This is a genomic window from Catellatospora sichuanensis, from assembly GCF_007483665.1.
Classification (GTDB): Bacteria; Actinomycetota; Actinomycetes; order Mycobacteriales; family Micromonosporaceae; genus Catellatospora; species Catellatospora sichuanensis.
Genome location: NZ_ML660184.1, coordinates 388,590 through 407,964 on the forward strand (window position 1 = coordinate 388,590; position 19,375 = coordinate 407,964).

The 19,375-nt window shown below is 71.3% G+C and carries 19 protein-coding genes; 3 read left to right on the forward strand and 16 right to left on the reverse strand.

The genetic code is table 11. The features are described 5' to 3' along the window. Positions 1-25: 25 nt before the first annotated feature. The 7 genes from rplS to FLL47_RS03810 all read right to left on the reverse strand — a co-directional run bounded on the left by rplS (position 26) and on the right by FLL47_RS03810 (position 4,179). The gene (rplS, locus tag FLL47_RS03780) at positions 26-382 is read right to left on the reverse strand and encodes a 50S ribosomal protein L19 (protein ID WP_144118979.1); all 357 of its coding nucleotides are present in this window, start codon (positions 380-382) and stop codon (positions 26-28) included. 160 nt (positions 383-542) lie between these two features. Beyond that, on the reverse strand, positions 543-1,313 hold the full coding sequence (gene trmD / locus FLL47_RS03785) for a tRNA (guanosine(37)-N1)-methyltransferase TrmD (protein ID WP_144119041.1): 771 nt from the start codon (positions 1,311-1,313) through the stop codon (positions 543-545). An 11-nt stretch (positions 1,314-1,324) separates the two neighbouring features. Continuing rightward, positions 1,325-1,843, reverse strand: a complete 519-nt coding sequence (gene rimM / locus FLL47_RS03790; RefSeq protein WP_144118980.1) for a ribosome maturation factor RimM — start codon at positions 1,841-1,843, stop codon at positions 1,325-1,327. Between the two features lie 18 nt (positions 1,844-1,861). Further along, positions 1,862-2,125: an RNA-binding protein gene (locus tag FLL47_RS03795; RefSeq protein ID WP_144118981.1), complete on the reverse strand. Its 264-nt coding sequence runs from the start codon at positions 2,123-2,125 to the stop codon at positions 1,862-1,864. Beyond that, positions 2,097-2,576 carry a 30S ribosomal protein S16 gene (gene rpsP / locus FLL47_RS03800; RefSeq protein WP_144119042.1) on the reverse strand — a complete coding sequence of 160 codons (480 nt, stop codon included), beginning with the start codon at positions 2,574-2,576 and terminating at the stop codon, positions 2,097-2,099. Before rpsP ends, FLL47_RS03795 begins: the two co-directional genes overlap by 29 nt. Positions 2,577-2,697: 121 nt before the next feature. Next, a complete protein-coding gene (locus tag FLL47_RS03805; RefSeq protein WP_144118982.1) occupies positions 2,698-3,366 on the reverse strand; it encodes a ribonuclease FAU-1 family protein in 669 nt (222 codons plus the stop codon). A gap of 162 nt (positions 3,367-3,528) precedes the next feature. Further along, entirely contained in the window at positions 3,529-4,179 is a 651-nt protein-coding gene (locus FLL47_RS03810; RefSeq protein WP_144118983.1) for a ribonuclease FAU-1 family protein, read from the reverse strand. 137 nt (positions 4,180-4,316) lie between these two features. Here FLL47_RS03810 and FLL47_RS03815 point away from each other — a divergent pair, with 137 nt between their 5' ends. Beyond that, entirely contained in the window at positions 4,317-4,751 is a 435-nt protein-coding gene (locus tag FLL47_RS03815) for a hypothetical protein (RefSeq protein ID WP_144118984.1), read from the forward strand. Between the two features lie 54 nt (positions 4,752-4,805). Here the strand turns inward: FLL47_RS03815 and proS are convergent, their stop codons facing one another. Further along, entirely contained in the window at positions 4,806-6,215 is a 1,410-nt protein-coding gene (gene proS, locus FLL47_RS03820; RefSeq protein WP_144118985.1) for a proline--tRNA ligase, read from the reverse strand. Between the two features lie 245 nt (positions 6,216-6,460). Then, a complete protein-coding gene (locus tag FLL47_RS03825; protein ID WP_144118986.1) occupies positions 6,461-7,543 on the reverse strand; it encodes an amidohydrolase family protein in 1,083 nt (360 codons plus the stop codon). A 47-nt stretch (positions 7,544-7,590) separates the two neighbouring features. On the opposite strand from FLL47_RS03825, the gene FLL47_RS03830 reads away from it, so the two are divergent. Further along, complete coding sequence (locus tag FLL47_RS03830) at positions 7,591-8,400, forward strand: hypothetical protein (RefSeq protein ID WP_144118987.1); 810 nt, start codon at positions 7,591-7,593, stop codon at positions 8,398-8,400. Here FLL47_RS03830 and FLL47_RS03835 read toward each other — a convergent pair. The 7 genes from FLL47_RS03835 to ftsY form a co-directional block, all read right to left on the reverse strand. Next, positions 8,324-8,827 (reverse strand): nucleoside deaminase, encoded by a 504-nt coding sequence (locus FLL47_RS03835; protein WP_222105948.1) that lies wholly within the window; start codon positions 8,825-8,827, stop codon positions 8,324-8,326. The two genes, FLL47_RS03830 and FLL47_RS03835, sit on opposite strands and share 77 nt — an antisense overlap. A gap of 251 nt (positions 8,828-9,078) precedes the next feature. Beyond that, positions 9,079-10,647 carry a signal recognition particle protein gene (ffh, locus tag FLL47_RS03840; RefSeq protein ID WP_144118988.1) on the reverse strand — a complete coding sequence of 523 codons (1,569 nt, stop codon included), beginning with the start codon at positions 10,645-10,647 and terminating at the stop codon, positions 9,079-9,081. 526 nt (positions 10,648-11,173) lie between these two features. Further along, positions 11,174-13,447, reverse strand: coding sequence for a [protein-PII] uridylyltransferase (locus FLL47_RS03850; RefSeq protein WP_144118989.1), 2,274 nt, complete (start codon positions 13,445-13,447; stop codon positions 11,174-11,176). A gap of 33 nt (positions 13,448-13,480) precedes the next feature. Next, positions 13,481-13,819, reverse strand: a complete 339-nt coding sequence (locus tag FLL47_RS03855) for a P-II family nitrogen regulator (RefSeq protein ID WP_166386781.1) — start codon at positions 13,817-13,819, stop codon at positions 13,481-13,483. Between the two features lie 24 nt (positions 13,820-13,843). Further along, on the reverse strand, positions 13,844-15,172 hold the full coding sequence (locus tag FLL47_RS03860; RefSeq protein WP_246157508.1) for an ammonium transporter: 1,329 nt from the start codon (positions 15,170-15,172) through the stop codon (positions 13,844-13,846). Positions 15,173-15,501: 329 nt separating this feature from the next. Then, on the reverse strand, positions 15,502-16,305 hold the full coding sequence (locus FLL47_RS03865; RefSeq protein WP_239165823.1) for an aminoglycoside phosphotransferase family protein: 804 nt from the start codon (positions 16,303-16,305) through the stop codon (positions 15,502-15,504). A gap of 36 nt (positions 16,306-16,341) precedes the next feature. Further along, entirely contained in the window at positions 16,342-17,604 is a 1,263-nt protein-coding gene (gene ftsY / locus FLL47_RS03870) for a signal recognition particle-docking protein FtsY (RefSeq protein WP_144118991.1), read from the reverse strand. Between the two features lie 111 nt (positions 17,605-17,715). Between ftsY and FLL47_RS03875 the strand changes: the two genes are divergently transcribed. Further along, on the forward strand, positions 17,716-19,302 hold the full coding sequence (locus tag FLL47_RS03875) for an alkaline phosphatase D family protein (RefSeq protein ID WP_246157478.1): 1,587 nt from the start codon (positions 17,716-17,718) through the stop codon (positions 19,300-19,302). Positions 19,303-19,375: the final 73 nt, after the last annotated feature.

Genomic DNA, 19,375 nt, shown 5'->3' on the forward strand with positions numbered 1-19,375 from the left:
GCCCGCGAGCGTCGATGGTGCGGTCTCAGGAGACCTTGGCCTCGCGCAGCTCCTTGATCTTCGCCTTCTTGCCGCGAAGGTCACGCAGGTAGTAGAGCTTGGCACGGCGCACGGCACCACGGGTCACGACCTCGACCCGGTCGATGGCGGGACCGTGGAGCGGGTAGGTGCGCTCGACACCCACGCCGAAGCTCAGCTTGCGGACCGTGAAGGTCTCACGCAGGCCCGAGCCCTGGCGACGGATCACGACGCCCTGGAAGACCTGCACACGGGACCGGTTGCCCTCGACGACCCGGGCGTGCACCTTGACGGTGTCACCGCCGCGGAACATCGGGAGGTCGGTCCGCAGGGAAGCGGCGTCAAGTGCGTCCAGCGTGTTCATCGCTGCATCCTTGAATCTCAGCGCATCGGCTGCCGATACGCGTGTGGGCGATACTGACCCAGGCGAATGCCGCACGGTGGAGGTGTGGCTTGGGTCCTCGTCGTCGCGCACGGCGTGCCCGACGGACGGCATACGTCACCGTCCGCGGACGGCAACCCCTCTACTCTGCCACATCGACCGGGTGGGCCGGAAATCCAGCCTCGTCGAGTAGAGCGAGGTCACGCTTGTCCAGCGCGGCCGGGTCCAGCGCGGCCAGCAGGTCCGGGCGGCGGGTGGCGGTACGCAGCAGTGCCTGGTCGCGCCGCCAGCGGGCGATCTTCCCGTGGTCGCCGGAGCGCAGGATGTCGGGCACGTCGTGCCCGCGCCACGACTGCGGCTTGGTGTAGACCGGCGTCTCCAGCAGCCCGTGCGCGTGCGACTCGTCGGCCAGCGAGTCGGCGTTGCCGAGCACCCCCGGGATCAGCCGGGTGATCGCCTCCAGCATCACCAGCACCGCGACCTCACCGCCGAAGAGCACGTAGTCGCCCAGCGACACCTCGCTGACCGGCATGCGCTCCGCGGCGTGGTCGAGCACCCGCTGGTCGATGCCCTCGTAGCGGCCGCATGCGAAGACCAGGTGCGGCTCGGCAGCCAGCTCGTACGCGGTGGCCTGGGTGAACGGGGCGCCGGCCGGCGACGGCACCACCAGCCGCGCCGGGGTGTCCTGCGGCACGAGCTCGTCGAGAGCCTGGCCCCACGGCTCGGGCCGCATCACCATGCCCGGTCCCCCGCCGTACGGGGTGTCGTCCACGGTGCGGTGCACGTCGTGCGTCCAGCTGCGCAGATCGTGCAGGTGCAGGTCGAGGACCCCGGTGGTGCGCGCCTTGCCGATGAGCGACAGCTCCAGCGGGGCGAAGTACTCGGGGAAGATGCTGACGACGTCGACGCGCAAAACGGGCCCCGTCACAGGTCGAACAGCCCACCGGGCGGGTCGACGACGATCCGCCCGCCGGGCACGTCCACCTCGGGCACGATGGCGCTGACGAACGGGATGAGGCCGGTGCGGCCGTCGGGCATGCGTACCACCAGCAGGTCCGACGAGGGAGCGTGGTCGATGCGGGTGACCTTGCCCAGCGGCTCGCCCCCGACGGTGACCACGTCGAGCCCGACCAGCTGGTGGTCGAGGAACTCGTCCGGGTCCTCCGGTGCGGGGACCTCCGCGGAGTCGACGTTGAGGACCGCGCTCTTGGCCAACTCGGCCGTGTTGCGGTCCGTGATCTCCGCGAAGGTGACGATGAGCTCGCCCGAATGCGGGCGCGCCTCCTCCACCGTGAGTGTGCCCGGCAGTCCCGCCACGGCGGGCTCGACGACCAGCGTCGAGCCCACCGCGAAACGCAACGCGGGCTCGTCAGTGCGCGGATGCACCAGGACCTCGCCCCGGATGCCGTGCGCGCGCATGACATGTCCGACGATCAGAAGCATGTGAATGCTGATCCGCCGTCAGAATGCGTCGACGATGTCGACACGGATGCCCTTGCCGCCGACCGAGCCGACCACCTGGCGCAGGGCCCGTGCGGTGCGACCACCACGGCCGATGACCGTGCCGAGGTCCTCGGGGTGAACCCGGACCTCCAGCCGCGGCCCGCGGCGGTTGTCGACCATACGCACCCGGACGTCGTCCGGGTGGTCCACGATGCCCTTGACGAGGTGCTCCAGCGCGGGCCGGAGCGCGGCGTCAGCTCTGCTGGTCGTCGCCGGCCGCAACAGTCTGCTCCTCAGCCTTGGCCTCGGCCACCGGCTCGACAGCCGCCGGCTTCTCCGCCTTCTCGGCCTTCGCGGCCTTCTTGGCGGGGGCGGCCTTGGCGGGCTCGAGGCCCGCGGCAGCCTGGGCGGCGGCCTCGTAGGTCGCCTTGCGGTCGGCCTTCGGCGCGGCCATCAGCAGCGGCGGCGGGGCCGGCAGGCCCTTGAACTTCTGCCAGTCGCCGGTCTTGGAGAGGATGGCGATCACGGACTCGCTCGGCTGCGCGCCGACCGACAGCCAGTGCTGCACCCGGTCCGACTTGACCTCGATGATCGAAGGGTCTTCCTTCGGCTGGTAGATACCGACGTACTCGATCGCCTTGCCGTCGCGCTTGGTGCGCGAGTCGGCGATGACGATGCGGTACTGCGGGTTGCGGATCTTGCCCATCCGCAGAAGCCGGATACGAACGGCCACGGTTTTACACTCCTGTGGGATTGAGGTGAGCGCCATCGCCCTGCGTGGGGTTGCCGGGCTCCGTTGCTCGAGACATCGCCGCGCCCCGGAAGTTAGAGGGCAGCCGGAAACGCACCGAATATCAGCTAGTCATTGTGCCAGACGGAACGGGACGGATCGCACGCGGGCGGGCCCAACCCGCTGTGCGCCGCGGCACCGGCCAGGCGGGATCGGGACGGAAATCACACCAGGTCCCGTCGAACGGGAACCGCCCCGCCTCGGCGATCTCGATGAGCCGCGCGCCGTCCGCCCGGATCCGGGCCGCGCCGGCCTCGTCCCAGTAACCCGCGTGGCCGGTCCTCGCGGCAAGCTCGTCCTCGTCCTTCCAGCGCCAGCTCAGGTCCGGCTGGATCAGCACGTCGAGGGCGTTGTCGGCGAAGTCGACCCCGCACACGTCCCCGTCGCGCCAGCGGACGAAGGGGTCCTCCAGGTTGCCGTACCAGCTGCCGAACTCCCCGCCCGGGAAGAACCACCACACCGACCAGGGCTCCCCCGGCCGCTGCCACATCAGCAGGTCGTTGCCGGCCCAGACCAGCGGGCGCAGGACCGCGTCCGGGCCCAGCTCGTCGAGGGTGCCGTCGTGGTGGCTGCGGCCGTCCTCGGTCATGATCCGCCAGTACGTCGTGCCGGCAGGCAGCCACAGCAGCAGCCCACGCTCGCTGTCCTCGACCACCGTGGTGGCCTGGAGAAAGGTGATCCGCCCGCCGCGCCAGCACCGCCGTAGCACGGTCTGCCCCGTCTCGAAGTACATGCGCCGCGACCCTACCGGCCCGGCCACGCCGCCGCGGCCCCGCCGACCTCGACACCGGGGCATGGTCGCTGTCCGGTGCCAAGATCTGGGTGCTGACCTGGCTTTTCGACACGAGACAGCGATCAAGGCGGCGAGGCGGCGATCACGGCCACGAAGCGGCGGTCAAGCCCGCATGCGCGGGCGGTCCCAGCCCGCGGGCACCTCGGCAGGCACCGTCCAGGCCGGGTCGGGCTGGAAGTCGCACCAGGTGCCGTCGAACGGGAACGCGCCCGCCTCGATCAGCTTGACCACCCGCTCGCCCTCGGCCCGCACCGCCTCGCCGTCGGCCACCCAGTAGTGCCGCGGGTACGCCAGGCGCTCGGCGAACTCCTCCTCGTCCTTCCAGCGCCAGGACAGGTCGGGGGCGACCACGATGTCGAGGTCCTGGTCCACGATGTCGACCCCGGCCACGCCGCCGTCGTCCCAGCGTGTCCCGGACTCCTCGAGGTTGACGTACCACTTGGTGAACCGGCCGTCGTCGTCGCGGAAGAACCACACCGAGTGGTCCTCGCCACGTGGCAGCCACTTGAGCAGGCTCGGGCCCGACCAGGTGACCTCCCAGAGCTTCGTCTCCGTCTCGATCCACTCCGAGAACGGCATCGCCCGCAGGCCGCGCCGGTCGACCGCGAGCCGGTCCAGCATCGGCGCGCCGCGGGGCACCCACAGCAGCAGGCCCTGCTCGTCGTCGGCGGCGACCACGGCGGTCTTGAGCAGGCCGATCCGGTGGCCGTGGAAGTGGCGGTGCAGGATCACCCGTCCGGGTTCGAAACGCATGTGCCAACCCTAGCGAAGAACTTGATTGACCAAGTCGTACGACACTAGAGTCGATCCGTCGCGACAGCACCACAGCACCACCCCCGGCCGCTATGGGAGAGCGGAATGGGCGGCTCACCACCGGACTACCGGACCGGATGGGAGTGGGGGCCGCTCCTGAGTATCCCTATCGCAGTCACGCTCAGGAGGACGTGGGAATGTCGATTCCCGTCGAACAGCACCAGCACGCCGAACACAAGCGCATCCAGAAGATCGACGAGGATGCGACCATGGTCATCGTGCAGGTCGGCGAGATCGCCGAGACGCAGCGCAAGCACACCGCGATGCTCGAGCGGCACACCGTGTACCACCAGCAGCACCGGTCCGACCTGACCGGTCTGCGGCGCGATCTGGAGGACACCCGCGCCGAGATGAACGCACGCTTCTCGGCACTGGACGACGACGTCGCCGGCCTGAAGACCGACGTCACCGGCCTGAAGACCGACGTGTCGGCCCTCAAGACCGACGTGTCGCAGATCAAGGACACACTTGGCGTGATCCTGTCGCGCCTGCCGGAGCAACCGGCCGCGTGAGATGACGGAAGCGGCCCCCGGAGCCTGCCGGGGGCCGCTTCCGTGTCGATCAGGTCAGTATGAGCGGGCCCGGATCGCGACCACGTCGGGCTCGTCCTGCGAGGCCGGGACGGAGCCGTCGGCCCGGAACAGGCAGCGCACCGTGATGGCGCGCTCGTTGGCCAGCGCCTCGCCGTCGACGCCCACCGCGGACCACGGCACCCGGGCCCAGCCGGTGCCGGCCGCCTCGAGAGCCTCGTCCAGAGTGGACACCTCGACGGTGTTCGCTTCCCGGCGGGCGAGGGCCTCGTCGTACAGCGCCTTCTGGTCGGCCTCCAGCGCGGCGGTGACCGCGCCGACGGCCTCGCCGAGCTGCAGCGGGGTCTTGGAGCCGTCGAATCGACGCACCAGCACGACGCGGCCCTCGGCCAGGTCGCGCGGGCCGACCTCGATCCGGATCGGGTAGCCCTTCAACTCGGCGTCGACGGCGCGGCGGCCGAACGGGGTGTCGACCCGGTCGTCCAGCTTCACCCGCACCCCGGCCGCGGCCAGGTCCTCGACCAGCGTGCGGGCGGCCGAGGTGATCGAGCCGTCGGTCTCCTTGACCACGGTCACCAGCGCCTGGATGGGCGCGAGCGCCGGCGGGACGCGCATGCCGCTGTCGTCGCCGTGGCACATGATCAGGCCACCGAGCATGCGGGTCGAGGTGCCCCAGGACGTGGTCCAGGCGTGCTCGCGGGTGCCGGCCTGAGACGAGTACGCCACGTCGAACGCCTTGGCGAAGTTCTGGCCGAGCTCGTGCGAGGTGCCCATCTGCAGCGCCTTGCCGTCGCCCATCATCGCCTCCAGCGTGTACGTGCTGGTGGCGCCCGCGAAGCGCTCGCGGTTGGTCTTGCGGCCCAGCACGACCGGGATGGCGAGCAGCTCACGCATGTGGCGCTCGTACACCTCGTGGTGGATCTTCAGGGTGTAGGCCTTGGCGTCGGCCTCGGTGGCGTGGGCGGTGTGCCCCTCCTGCCACAGGAACTCCGACGTGCGCAGGAAGATCCGCGGGCGCATCTCCCAGCGGACCACGTTGGCCCACTGGTTGAGCAGCAGCGGCAGGTCACGGTAGGAGTCGACCCACTTGGCCATGAACTCGCCGATGACGGTCTCGCTGGTCGGGCGCACCACGACCGGCTCGGCCAGCTGCTTGCCGCCGCCGTGGGTGACCACCGCGAGCTCGGGAGAGAAGCCCTCGACGTGCTCGGCCTCGCGCTTGAGGTAGCTCTCCGGGATGAACAGCGGGAAGTACGCGTTCTCCGCGCCCGCCGCCTTGATCCGGGAGTCCATGTCGGCCTGCATCCGCTCCCAGATGGCATAAGCCGTCGGTCGGATGACCATGGTGCCCCGGACCGGGCCGTTGTCGGCCAGCTGAGCTTTGGAGATCAGGTCCTGATACCAGCGGGGAAAGTCTTCCGCCCGGGGAGTGAGCACACGCGCCATAGCGGGTCATCCTACTGACCCGCGCCCGACCCGCTCCCCCCAGCCCGCCCGTGTCCCGCCACCCCGCACCGCCCGATGTGCTCAAGATCGCCCGACTTGCCTGGCACATGGGCGAAAGCGCGCTCAAGATACGCACACCTGCCCGGCAGGTCGAACGATCATGATGCGCCCACGACGCGGACAGGACCGCGCGGGCAGGGCGCGGCGCGGGTCAGGCGATGACGCGGGTCAGGCGATGACGCGGGTCAGGCGATGACGCGGCCGCGCAGGACGATGCGCTGCGGGGCGAGCAGGGTGCGCAGGTCACGACGCGGGTCTTCGGCGTAGACGACCAGGTCGGCCAGGCCGCCCTCGGTCAGGCCAGGGAAGCCCAGCCAGTCGCGGGCCCGCCAGGAACCGGCGGCGAGCACGTCGGACGCGGACATGCCGGCCGCGTGCAGGCGCAGCATCTCCTGTGCCGCCAGCCCGTGCGCGATGCCGCCGCCCGCGTCGGAGCCGACGTAGATCGGCACCCCGGCCTCGTGCGCCGCGGACACCACCGCCGGAAACCGGTCCCGCAGCGCCAGCATGTGCTTGGCGTATCCGGGGAACTTCGCCTCGGCCCGCTCCGCGATGTGCCCGAACGTCTCGATGTTGATCATGGTGGGCACCAGGGCGGTGCCCCGGCGCGCCATCTCGCCGAGCAGGTCGGTCGACAGGCCGGTCCCGTGCTCGACGCAGTCGATGCCCGCGCGTACCAGCGTCGCGACGCTGGACTCCTCGAAGCAGTGCGCGGTGATCCGCGCCCCGGCCGCGTGCGCCGCGGCCACCGCCGCGGTCAGCGTCGCCTCGTCCCAGGCCGGCGCGAGGTCGCCGCGGTCACGGTCGATCCAGTCGCCGACCAGCTTCACCCAGCCCGTGCCCGCGGCCGCCTGCCGGGTCACCTCCGCGACCACCTGGTCAGCCGGCACCTCCACCCCGATCTCGGGCAGATATCGGCGCGGCGGCGCGACGTGCCGGCCCGCGCGGGCCAGTCGCGGCACGTCGTGGGCGTCGTCCAGCTCGGCGTACGGGAAGGGCGAGCCCGCGTCCCGGATCGCCAGCACCCCGGCGTCCCGGTCGACGAAGGCCAGCTCCCGCGCCTGCTCGAGGCTGGTCACCGGGGCCCCGCCGGAGGCGATGCCGATGTGGCAGTGTGCGTCCACCAGGCCGGGCAGCACATAGCCGCCGTCGGAGACCGTCTGCGCCCCGGGCACCGGGGTCAGCGAAACCCGGTCGCCGACCAGCCACAGGTCCCGTACCTCGTCGTCGGGGAGCACCACGCCCCGCACATGCAGCGCCGTAGCCATGCAGGCACTGTGCCACACACTGGATCACTGCGATTAGGGTGTGCGCCATGTCGCCCCTGCCCCCGTTCCGCCAGATCGCGGTCGTGCTGCTGGCCGTCGGGGTACTGCTGCGGCAGGCGCAGCCCTTCCTGTGGGAGGCGTACGGTCCCGAGCGACTCGACTACCTGCTCGCCCTGGTCGTCGGCTTCCTGCTGCCGTTGTCGGCAGCGCTGGTGCTGCCGTACGCCGTCTACGGATGGTTCGCCCGCCGCCACCGGCGCCGCCCCGCTTCGTTCCTGGTACGCGACGGCGGCTTCGATGCGCCCGTGTCCGCGCTCTCGGGTCGGCGGATCATCATGTTCGGCATGCTGGCGTTCGCGGTGCCGGTGACCGAGTCGGGCGCGCACGGCAGGCAGCCGCTGACCGACGACCTCATGCTGCCGCTCGGCGTGGTGCTGCTGCTGGCCGGCGGCACGATGGTCGCCGACGCGCTGCGTCCCGGACCGGTCCTTCGGCTCACCCCGGACCACCTGGTCCTCGGCGGCTGGCGACGCAGGCAGGTGCGGTGGGACACGATCGCCCGGAGCGACATGCCGCCACCCGCGCCCGGCGACACGACCTTCCACGTCCGCGAGGTCCAGCCGGGCCGGGTGCGCTGGCACAACCTGCCGGTCGACCTCTCCCATGTCGACACGGCGTTTCTGATCTCGGCCGTGCACCACTACACATTCCATCCCGAGCACCGGGCTGCCATCGGCACCGAGGCCGAGCTGCACCGCCTACGCGCATCCCTGGGCGACGTCAGTTCGGCCGGTCCAGCAGTGTCCGGGCCCAGCGACGCATTCCCGAGTCCGGAGCCTGGTCGCAGTAACGCCTGAACAGCTCACGAGCCTCGGCCCGGCGCACCCCGCCGACCAGCACGGGGACGGCATATCCGGGTAGGTCGCCGGTCTCCGGACGCCAGGTGCCGAGCACGGCCGCGCCGTCACCCGGGGACTCCAGGGCGTACACGATCTCGGTGACGCCCAGCGTCATGGCCGCGCCCAGGCACATGACGCACGGTTCCAGCGTCACCGCCAGCCGCAGCGGGTGCTCTCGCTTCCGCCAGCCGAGCACCCGGTCGGCCGCGTCCATCGCCAGCAGATCGGCATGCACGATCCGCCGCCGCAGCGCCCGCTCCTGGGTGTACGCCCGCCCTACGATCTCGTCGCCCAGCAACACCACCGCGCCGATCGGCAGCTCACCTGCGGCAAGACCGTCCTCGGCCACGGCCAGCGCCGCGTCCATCATCTCTTCGGGGGTCACCCGGACGAGGTTAATGCAGCAGTGGATCGAGAGGGGTCCCTTGCTTTTGTTCGAACATATGTTCGATAATTGAACCAGGCGCGGGGCGTCGACACAGCTGAGTGATGGCAGTCAGCAACTGTGTCGGCGCCTCCCCGACTGCATGCATCGATCCCATGCAGACGAAGATCGCCACCTCAGGCCCGGCGTCGGGGGGTGACCGGTTGCGGACCCTGAGGTGGCGATCTTCAAAAACCCTGTGCGGCGCGGGACTACTTGTCCTTGTCCTTGTCGTCGCCCTTCATCAGCTTGCCGAAGTCGAGCTTCGGAGCCTTGAACGGGCTGCCGCCGCCGCCCATGCCCATCTGCTGCTCCAGCGCGGCCGGGTCCATGCCCGGGGGAAGCTGCGGCATGCCGCCGCCCATGCCCGGCAGACCAGCCGGGAAGCCGCCGCGCGGGCCGCCGCCGCTCTTGGTGCCCTTGCGCTTGTTCTTGGGCGACTTCGTCGCCTTGCGGCGGCCGCCACCGGGCAGGCCCATCATGCCGCCCATCTGCTTCATCATCTTCTGCGCCTGCTCGAAGCGGTTGAGCAGCTGGTTCACGTCGGTGACGGTGACCCCGGAACCCCGGGCGATGCGCGCCCGGCGCGAACCGTTGAGGATCTTCGGCGTGGTGCGCTCGCCCGGGGTCATCGAGCGGATGATCGCGGTGACCTTGTCGAAGTGGCTGTCGTCCAGCTCGGCCAGCTGGTCCTTCATCTGGCCCATGCCCGGCATCATGCCCAGCAGGTTCGCGATCGGCCCCATCCGGCGTACGGCGATCAGCTGGTCCAGGAAGTCCTCCAGCGTGAACTGCTCTCCCCCGAGCAGCTTCGCCGTCATCTTCTCCTTCTGCTCCTCGTCGAAGGCCTGCTCGGCCTGCTCGATGAGGGTCAGCACGTCGCCCATGCCGAGGATGCGGCTGGCCATCCGGTCGGGGTGGAAGACGTCGAAGTCCTCCAGCTTCTCGCCGGTGGACGCGAACAGGATCGGCTGGCCGGTGACCTCACGCACGGACAGCGCGGCGCCGCCGCGGGCGTCGCCGTCGAGCTTGGAGAGCACGACACCGGTGATGCCGACGCCGTCGCGGAACGCCTCCGCGGTCGCCACGGCGTCCTGGCCGACCATCGCGTCGATGACGAAGATGACCTCGTCCGGGTTGACCGCGTCGCGGATCGCGGCGGCCTGCGCCATCATCTCGGTATCGATGCCGAGCCGGCCGGCGGTGTCGACGATCACGATGTCGCGCATGTGGCGGCGTGCGTGCTCGATCGACTCCTTGGCGACCTGCACCGGGTCGCCGACGCCGTTGCCGGCCTCCGGCGCGTACACCTCGACGCCGGCACGCTGGCCGAGCACCTGCAGCTGGTTGACCGCGTTGGGGCGCTGGAGGTCGCAGGCGACCAGCAGCGGCTGGTTGCCCTGGGCCTTGAGCCAGCGGGCGAGCTTGCCCGCGAGGGTGGTCTTACCGGAACCCTGCAGACCGGCCAGCATGATCACGGTGGGCGGCTGCTTGGCGAACTGGAGCCGCCGCGCCTCCCCGCCGAGGATGGCGACCAGTTCCTCGTGCACGATCTTGATGATCTGCTGGGCCGGGTTGAGCGCCTGCGAGACCTGCGCGCCGCGCGCCCGCTCCTTGAGCCGGAAGATGAAGGCCTTCACCACCGGCAGGGCGACATCCGCCTCCAGTAGCGCCAGCCGGATCTCCCGGGCGGTGGCGTCCACGTCGGCGTCGGTGAGCCGGCCCTTGCTCCGCAGCTTGGAGAAGATGCCGGAGAGCCGGTCGCTCAGGGTGTCAAACACAGCGCAACATCCCCAATGGTCGAGTTCGTCAGATTCAAGGGCCGAAGGCGGCCTTGGTAAGGGTAGCCGCTGCCTCCGCGGCCCGAACCCACCGCCGCCGGATCACCCGAACACCCGACCCGTCAAACCCCAGAACCCCGCCCCACCGCCGCCCCGGGCTGTCCACCCAGGGGGCGTCCGCCCACTCCCGCTGCCGGCGGGCGACCCGACGTCGGCAAAGCGGCCCGCCTCACGTCGGCAAAGCGGCCCGCCTCGCAGTTTCGGGGAAACTGCACCTATCGCGTCGTAGATAGCTGCAGTTTCCCCGAAACTGCAGACCGGTTGCGGTGGATCTTGGTTCGGGACGTTGGCGGCGGGGGCGGGGGCGGGGTTTCAGGCGGGGCGGGGGTCGGACGGGTGGGGGGTTCAGGCGGGGTGGGGGGTTCAGGCGGGGTGGGGGGTTCAGGCGGGGTGGGGGGTTCAGGCGGGGGGGTCAGGCGGGGTGGGGGGTGGTGGGCGGCGGGGGCGGGGCGGGCGAGCAGGGGTGTCAGACCGCGGCGAGGACGGCGGCTTCGACGGCGTCGCGGTCGACGTCGCCTACCAGGTAGAAGGCGTCCACGACGTCGGCGCCGAGGGTGGAGACGCGGGCGGTGCGCACGTCGACGCCGAGTTCTGCCAGGGCCGAGGTGACCCGGAAGAGCAGGCCGGGCGAGTCGGTGGCGCGCAGTTCCAGCAGCGTGGCGCCGGTGGCCTCGCCCCAGATCACGCGCGGCTCGGCCCCGGCGACCGGCTTGCGGCCGCCGTTGCCCAGGCGGCGGGGCAGCGGCAACTGGTCGAGGCCGACCCGGCGCAGGTCGGCGGCGAGCAGCTCGCGGTCCGGCGGCGCGCCGTACCGGTTGTTGACCGCGCACTCGATGATGGCCCGCTCGCCGATGGTGGACGAGCCCGCGGCGACGATCTCCAGTTTGTGCGTGGCCAGGCAGCCGGCGACCGCGGCGAGCAGGCCGACGCGGTCGTGCGCGGCCAGCGCCACCCAGTCGTCGGCGACCTGCACCACCGGTAGCGGCCCGGCCAGCAGCGCCGGGTCGGGCGGGGTCGGCTCGGGCAGCTGCCCTCCGCCGAGCACCTTGCGCACCCGCGCGCACAGGTCGTCGATGAGCTTGGACTTCCACTTCGACCACGCGGCCGGGCCGGTGGCCTGGGCGTCGGCGCGGGCGAGCATCTGCAGCAGTTCGAGGGTGCCGGTGTCCCCGACGAGCTTGGCGACGTAGTTGACGGTCGCCGGGTCGTCGAGGTCGCGCCGGGTCGCGGTATCGGGCAGCACCAGGTGGTATCGCACCAGCGTGGCGATCGTGTCCACGTCGGCGGACGGCAGGCCGATCGCGGTGGCGATCTCGCGGGCCAGTTCCGCACCGACCTCGCTGTGGTCGCCGGGCAGGCCCTTGCCCACGTCGTGCAGCAGCGCGCCGAGCACCAGCAGGTCCGGCCGGGCCACCTCGCGTGACCAGGTGGCGGCGTTCGCGGCGGCCTGCACCAGGTGCCGGTCGAGGGTGAAGCGGTGCACCGGATGGTGCTGCGGGGTGCCCCGCAGCCGGGTCCACTGCGGCAGCCAGGCCGAGGTGAGCCCGAACCGGTCGCAGGCCTCCCAGGCCGCCACCAGACCGGTGCCCGCACCGAGCAGGGTCAGCAGGGCGGTGCGGGCCGACGCGGGCCACGGGGTCGGCAGCGGCGGGCAGAACCGGGCCAGCCATTCCAGCGTGGCGCGGGCGATGGGCATCTGGTGCTGCGCGGCGGCGGCCGCCACCCGCAGCGACAGCGACGGGTCGGGGTGCGGGCCTACGGCGGCTCGGGCCAGCACGATCTCGCCATCCGCGGCGACCACGTCCCGGGCGATCGGGCGGCGCACGGCCACCGCCTCGCGGGCGCGCGGGTCGCCGTTGCGGGCACCCGCGGCGTGCCAGCGCTGCACCGAGCGCCAGGCGTCGGTCAGCGACCACGAGACGGCACGGGCGTCGAGCCCGATCCGGCGCAGCAGCGTGTCGCCGTCGGCCAGCCCGAGCAGCTCCGCCACCTGCAGGCGCTCCTGGGCCCGCAGCCGGTCGTTGCGCCGGCCGATGCTGACGTGCAGTGCGTCCCGCACGTCGAGCAGCCGGGTCGCGGCGGCCCGCACCTGCGGCGGCAGCGCGTCGGCCACCCCGGCGACGCCGATGCCGCGCAGCACGCCGACGTCGCGCAGGCCGCCGGCGGCCTCCTTGACGTCGCCTTCGAGCAGGTATGCCAGCTCGCCGTGGGCGGCGTGGCGCTCCTCGACCAGTTCCCGCAGCCGCAGCAGCTGGCGGCGCGCGGTGCGCCGCCACTGGTCCACCGCGGCGCGGCTGAGCTGGGCGGACAGTGCCGGATCACCGGCGATGTGGCGGGCGTCGAGCAGCCCGAGGGCCACCTTGACGTCGTCGTGCGCCGCGTCGAGCGACTCGGCGACGGTGCGGGTGGAGTGGTCCAGTCCCATCCGGGCGTCCCAGATCGGATACCACAGTGACGCGGCCAGCTCGTCGACCCGCGGCACCCCGGCGTGCACCAGGATCAGGTCCAGGTCGCCGTGTGGGGTGCACTCCCGGCGGCCCAGCCCGCCGACGGCCACCAGCGCGACCCCGGCGGTGCCCTCCGGCATCAGCCGGCGTAGCCAGGCGTCGAGCGCGTCGGCCCGGGCGAGCCGGGCGTCCACGCCGATGGAGGACTGTTCGCGCTGCGCGAGCCGCGCATAGTCGGGCCCGGGGCCCGCCGCGCTGTCCGATGCGGAAGCTACGACGTTCCCCGGGCCCATGTGGTCCTCTTTCAGGTTGCTACGACTGAAACCTCAGAGCGCGTCGAGTCCGCGCTCGCCGGTGCGGACCCGGACCACCTCGGATACCTCGGTGACCCAGACCTTTCCGTCCCCGATCTTGCCGGTACGGGCGGCGGTGACGATGGAGTCGACGACCTTCTCCACGTCCAGCTCGTCCGTGACGACCTCGATCCGGATCTTCGGCAGGAACTCCACCGTGTACTCGGCACCCCGGTACACCTCGGTGTGGCCCTTCTGCCGGCCGTAACCCTGGACCTCGCTGACGGTCAGCCCGGCGACGCCCATGGCGTGCAGAGCCTCCTTCACCGCGTCCAACTGGTACGGCTTGATGACGGCGGTAACCAGCTTCATGCTCAACCCCTCCATCTGGGAACCTTAGCCAGACACCTTTTCGGTGGCCGGTGCCGTCTCTTCCACATCGGCCTTGGGAGCCTTCGGCGCGCCGCCGATACCGGCCAGCGCGAACGCTCCGGCGCTGCCACCGCCCGCCGAGGACGAGAGCTCGTACGCGCTCTCCGCGTGCTCGGCCACGTCGATGCCCTCGACCTCGGCCTCGGGCTTGACCCGGAAGCCGATGGTCTTGTCGATGACGAAGGCGAGCAGGGCCGCGACCACGAACGAGAAGACCGTCACGATGCCGCTGGCCAGCGCCTGCCGGCCGAGCTGGGTCACCCCGCCACCGTAGAACAGGCCGTCCTGGCCGCCCAGCGTGGTGATGAAGGAGTTCAGCTCGGTGCTGGCGAACAGGCCGATGAACAGCGAGCCGATCCAGCCGCCGACGAAGTGCACGCCGACCACGTCGAGCGAGTCGTCGTAGCCGAGCTTGTACTTCAGGCCGACCGCCAGCGCGCAGACCGCACCGGCCACGAGGCCGAGCAGCACCGCGGGCAGGGTCGGGATGAAGCCGCAGGCCGGCGTGATCGCGACCAGACCGGCGACCGCGCCGGAGGACGCGCCGACCAGGGTCGGCTTGCCGTCACGGAACCACTCGACGATGATCCAGCCGAGCAGACCGGCGGCCGTGGCCACCTGGGTGTTCAGGAACGCGACACCCGTGATGGCGTCGACGGTGAGCTCCGAGCCCGCGTTGAACCCGAACCAGCCGAACCACAGCAGACCGGCGCCCAGGGCGACGAACGGCACGTTGTGCGGCTTGAACTTGTCCTTCGGCCAGCCGATGCGCTTGCCGAGCACCAGAGCCACACCCAGTGCCGCGGCACCGGCGTTGATGTGGACCGCGGTGCCGCCCGCGAAGTCGAGCGCGAAGATCTTGGCGCCGATGAAGCCGCCGCCCCAGACCCAGTGCGCGACCGGGATGTAGACCAGGGTGACCCAGCCGAAGGCGAAGACGAGCCAGCCGGCGAACTTCGCCCGGTCGGAGATCGCGCCGCTGATCAGGGCGACCGTGATGACCGCGAACATCATCTGGAAGATGGCGAACACGTAGGTCGGGATACCCGTCGACGCGCCGGCCAGGAACCAGATCTCGCCGGTCTTGTCGATCGGCATGCCCAGGTAGGTGGAGAAGTTACCGATGTACGCGTTCAGGCCCGCGTTGTCGTTCGTACCGAACGCGGCCGTGAAGCCGTAGACGACCCAGATGATGGAGACGAGCCCGATCGAGGCGAAGCTCATGATCATCATGTTGAGGACGCCCTTGGCACGGTTCAGGCCGCCGTAGAACAGCGCCAGACCCGGAGTCATGAGCAGCACCAGAGCGGACGAGACCAGCAGCCACGCTGTGTTGCCGGTGTCGATCGTCGGTGGATCTTCGACGAGCAGCACGCTGCCCTCCTAAGTGAGTGGGTTCCTCCCAGCCAGCCCCGAGGTCGACCGTCGTGGCGCCGCCGTGTCGGCGGGCCGCTCGTCGTGTCATCCCCGACCGATCGCCGCAGTGCCATCGGTGCTGGTTGGGGGGCAGCATCGCCAACCCCTGTTTCGCGCAATGACGCTGCTCGGTTTCCGGCACGTCACGATCTGTTTCGTACGTGTGAAGAAATGTTCACACGTGAGGAGACCATTCATGGCGCGTTTCAGCGCAGCGCGTGCTCCAGCGTGTACCGCTCGTAGTCAATCAGCCGAAGGTCGCGAAGCGGCCGACGAAGGTGGCCCTTCTGCACGATACGTACGAACGCCGGCTCCCCCGCCGTGGCGAGGCGGCGGATGCCCTCGACGTGGTCCACGATGCGCTTGCGGATGGTCCGCACGAGACGGTGCCGGTCGCGCGGGATCAGCCCGTACGCGTCGGCGAACAGGCGCAGCCGGCGCGGCCGGTCGGGCCGGTGCCAGCCGAGCGTGATCGAGTCGCGGTCACTGAAGATCGGCACCCAGGTCCAGGCGGCGTACGCGACGTCGTAGATGCGCGAGCCGGGCGAGGCCAGGTCGAAGTCGATCATCGCGAGCGTGCCGTCCGGCCGCCAGATGACGTTGTGCGGGGCGGCGTCGTGGTGGCAGATGATCTCCGCGTCCGGCGGGGGCGGCCCGAACGAGCGCCACACCCCGCCCGGCGGCGTACGGAAACCGGCCTGCGCGTCGTGGAACATGCGCAGCATGGTGGCGACGGTGACCAGCGCCTCGTCGGTGACCCAGTGCGGGGCGAGCGGATACTCCCCGCACTCGCCCGGCAGGTAGGAGAGCACCTCACGGCCGTGCTCGTCCATGCCCAGGGCACGGGGGGAACCGGTGAAACCGGCGTACTCGAGATGGCGCAGCAGGGCGTGCACGGTCGGGGTCCACGGGCCGGCGTTGCGCCGGACCGTCTCGCCGACCCGCACCACCGTGCTGACGTTTCCGCCACGCAGCGGGATCTCGGTGGGATCCTGAAAAGGGGCTGTCACCATGGACTCGTCAGCTGCTCGTCGCTCGCCGGCTCGTCACTCGTCGCCAAGAAGCGCGGAGACGAACTGCTGAGGGTCGAAGGGTGCGAGATCGTCGGGACCCTCGCCGAGGCCGACCAGCTTCACCGGAATGCCGAGAGCACGCTGCACCGCGATCACGATACCGCCCTTCGCCGTGCCGTCCAATTTAGTGAGCACCACGCCGGTGACGTCGGCGACCTCGGTGAAGACCCGAGCCTGGCTCAACCCATTCTGTCCCGCGGTGGCGTCGAGCACCAGCAGGGTCTCCGAGACCGGGCCGTGCTTCTCCACCACCCGCTTGATCTTGCCGAGCTCGTCCATCAGGCCGACCTTGTTCTGCAGCCGGCCGGCGGTGTCGATGAGCACGGTGTCGACGCCCGCGTCGATGCCCTTCTTGACCGCGTCGAACGCGACGGCCGCCGGGTCGCCGCCCTCGGGACCGCGTACGACCTGCGCCCCGACCCGGCTGGCCCAGGTGGCCAGCTGATCGGCGGCGGCCGCGCGGAAGGTGTCGGCCGCGCCGAGCACCACGGTGTGGCCGTCCGCCACCAGCACCCGGGCGATCTTGCCGCAGCTGGTGGTCTTGCCCGCGCCGTTCACGCCGACGACCAGGATCACCGACGGCTTGCCGTCGACCACACCGGTGTGCAGCGAGCGGTCCATCTTCGGGTCCAGCGCCTCGATGAGCTCCTCGGACAGCAGCGAACGCAGCTCGGCGGTGTTCCGGGTGCCCAGCACCCGGGTGCGCTCGCGCAGCTTCGCCACGATCTCGGTGGTCGCCTGCACGCCAACGTCGGCGCTGATCAGGCTCTCCTCGACCTCGTCCCAGGCGTCGTCGTCGAGGTGGTCGCGGGAGAGCAGACCGAGCAGGCCCTTGCCGAAGACGTTCTGCGAGCGGGACAGCCGGGCGCGCAGCCGCACCAGGCGGCCCGCGGTCGGCTCGGGCGTCTCGATCTCCGGCTCGGCCGGCTTCGGCGGTGCGACCTCGACCGGCGGGGCCGTCTCGCCCGGCGCGGGCGGGGCCGGGGCGGGCACGACGGCCGGCTTGCCCGGCGCGGCCTTCTCCGGTGCCGCCTTCTCGGGTGCGGGCTTCTCCGGTGCGGGAGCCGTGATCACGCTCGGCGGGATCTTCTCCCCGCGCTCGATTCCCGGACGCTGCTCGCCCGCGGGCGCCTCCGGCAGCGTGCCGCGGCGCGGCCGACGGACCAGGAACAGCGTCAGCCCGGCCAGCAGCAGCAGGCCGATGACCACGAGTACGGGGACGAGCGCGTCTTTCATGCTCGGCATCCTCTCAAACCTGGGGCCGTCCGGCGCACACCGGAGGCCGCGCGCGCCGATACGACAGCCTCGGCCCTGGCCCCGGCTGCCCCGATCCCGGAGGATGTCCGCGTGGCGAACCTCCTCCTCGGCCCGCTCCTGCGCCGCGTCGATGGTGACCAGGCGGTCATCTGGGTACAGACCGACCAACCCGCGCAGGTGCGCGTGCGGGCCGGTGACATCACCGTGACGTCGGACACGTTCGAGGCATTCGGGGTGCACGTGGGGCTGGTGGTGCTGGCCGGGCTGCCCGTCGGCGCGACCGTGTACGCCGTCGAACTCGACGGCGCGGCCGTGTGGCCGCTGTCCGGATACCCCGAATCGGTGATCACCATCCGTGATCCCGGGCAGGCGGACGCCGTGATCGCGTTCGGTTCCTGCCGCGAGGCCAGCGCGCAGACCCACGCCGAGGCCGGGCACGACCCGGACGCCCTGGAGGCGCTCGGACACCGGCTGCTGGCGCAGGCCAGGACCGGCGCACCGGGCCTGCCGGACCTGCTGGCGCTCATCGGTGACCAGATCTACGCCGACGGACTCTCCGCGCCCACCCGCAGCTGGCTGGCCGGGCAGACCCGGCCCCTGTCGGCGCCGGACGGGCACGTGGTGACCTTTGCCGAGTACGTGCACCTCTACCACGAGTCGTGGACCGAGATGCCGGTCCGCTGGCTGCTGTCCACCGTGCCCAGCGTGATGATCTTCGACGACCACGAGATCATGGACGATTGGAACTCCTCGGCCGCCTGGCTCGACGAGGTCCGCCGCGAGCCCTGGTGGGACGAGCGCAGCACCACCGGGATCGCCTCCTACTGGCTGTTCCAGCACCTCGGCAACCTGACCCCGGACCAGCTCGGCCGCGACCCGGTCTGGACGCGCATCCGGGCCGGCGAGCACGCCACCGCGGTGCTGACGGAGTTCGCGACCCGCGTCGCCACACCCGCCGGCCCCGACCCATACCCGTGGGGGTACACCGTCGACGTCGGCCGGACCCGACTGGTCATGCTCGACTGCCGCGGCAACCGGGTGATCGACGGGCCCGAGCGCCGGATGTGGCCCCAGGAGCACTGGGACCACCTCGCCGAGCAGTCCCGCGCCGACTGCGACCACCTCGTGCTGGCCTGCTCACTGCCCTGGCTGCTGGCGCCCACCATCCACCACGGCGAGGCCGTGATCGAGGTACTGGCCGCGAAGCACCCGGGCATGGAACGCATGCGCCAGAAGTACGACCTGGAGCACTGGGCCGCGGTCGGGCACTCCTTCGACGAGCTGACCGCCCTGATCGCGGGCGTGCGGGGACCGGCCACGGTGAGCGTGCTCGGCGGCGACGTGCACCACTCGTACGTCGCCCGTGCCGCCATCCCCGGCGCGACCGCGGCGGTGCACCAGATCACCTGCTCGCCGCTGCACCAGAGCATCCAGGGTGTCATGCGCACGCTGCTGCGGGTGGGCTGGTGGCGGGCACTGTCCGGCCCGGCGGCACTGGTCGCGCGCCTGTTCGGGGTGCCCCGGCCGGGCGTGCGCTGGCAGGCCTACGACCGGCCGTACTTCGGCAGCGCCGTGGCCACGCTGACCCACCGCGGCCGCGCCGCCTCGGTGGTCATCGAGGGCACCGCCGACGGCACCGGCCTGTACTCCGTGCTGCGCTACGACCTCGCCGCCTGACTCCCCTGCCGGCCGGTTCCGTGTCGGAATGACGACACCCGCCTGACCCACCCGCCCTGGACGCGTTCCACCA

What these genes read in the sequence shown, in the direction of transcription:
- rplS (WP_144118979.1), bottom strand. Translation starts at nt 382, where the DNA reads ATGAACACGCTGGACGCACTTGACGCCGCTTCCCTGCGGACCGACCTC.
- rimM (WP_144118980.1), bottom strand. Translation starts at nt 1,843, where the DNA reads ATGCTTCTGATCGTCGGACATGTCATGCGCGCGCACGGCATCCGGGGC.
- FLL47_RS03805 (WP_144118982.1), bottom strand. Translation starts at nt 3,366, where the DNA reads ATGTACTTCGAGACGGGGCAGACCGTGCTACGGCGGTGCTGGCGCGGC.
- FLL47_RS03810 (WP_144118983.1), bottom strand. Translation starts at nt 4,179, where the DNA reads ATGCGTTTCGAACCCGGACGGGTGATCCTGCACCGCCACTTCCACGGC.
- FLL47_RS03815 (WP_144118984.1), top strand. Translation starts at nt 4,317, where the DNA reads ATGGGAGTGGGGGCCGCTCCTGAGTATCCCTATCGCAGTCACGCTCAG.
- proS (WP_144118985.1), bottom strand. Translation starts at nt 6,215, where the DNA reads ATGGCGCGTGTGCTCACTCCCCGGGCGGAAGACTTTCCCCGCTGGTAT.
- FLL47_RS03825 (WP_144118986.1), bottom strand. Translation starts at nt 7,543, where the DNA reads ATGGCTACGGCGCTGCATGTGCGGGGCGTGGTGCTCCCCGACGACGAG.
- FLL47_RS03830 (WP_144118987.1), top strand. Translation starts at nt 7,591, where the DNA reads ATGTCGCCCCTGCCCCCGTTCCGCCAGATCGCGGTCGTGCTGCTGGCC.
- FLL47_RS03850 (WP_144118989.1), bottom strand. Translation starts at nt 13,447, where the DNA reads ATGGGCCCGGGGAACGTCGTAGCTTCCGCATCGGACAGCGCGGCGGGC.
- FLL47_RS03855 (WP_166386781.1), bottom strand. Translation starts at nt 13,819, where the DNA reads ATGAAGCTGGTTACCGCCGTCATCAAGCCGTACCAGTTGGACGCGGTG.
- FLL47_RS03860 (WP_246157508.1), bottom strand. Translation starts at nt 15,172, where the DNA reads ATGACTCCGGGTCTGGCGCTGTTCTACGGCGGCCTGAACCGTGCCAAG.
- ftsY (WP_144118991.1), bottom strand. Translation starts at nt 17,604, where the DNA reads ATGAAAGACGCGCTCGTCCCCGTACTCGTGGTCATCGGCCTGCTGCTG.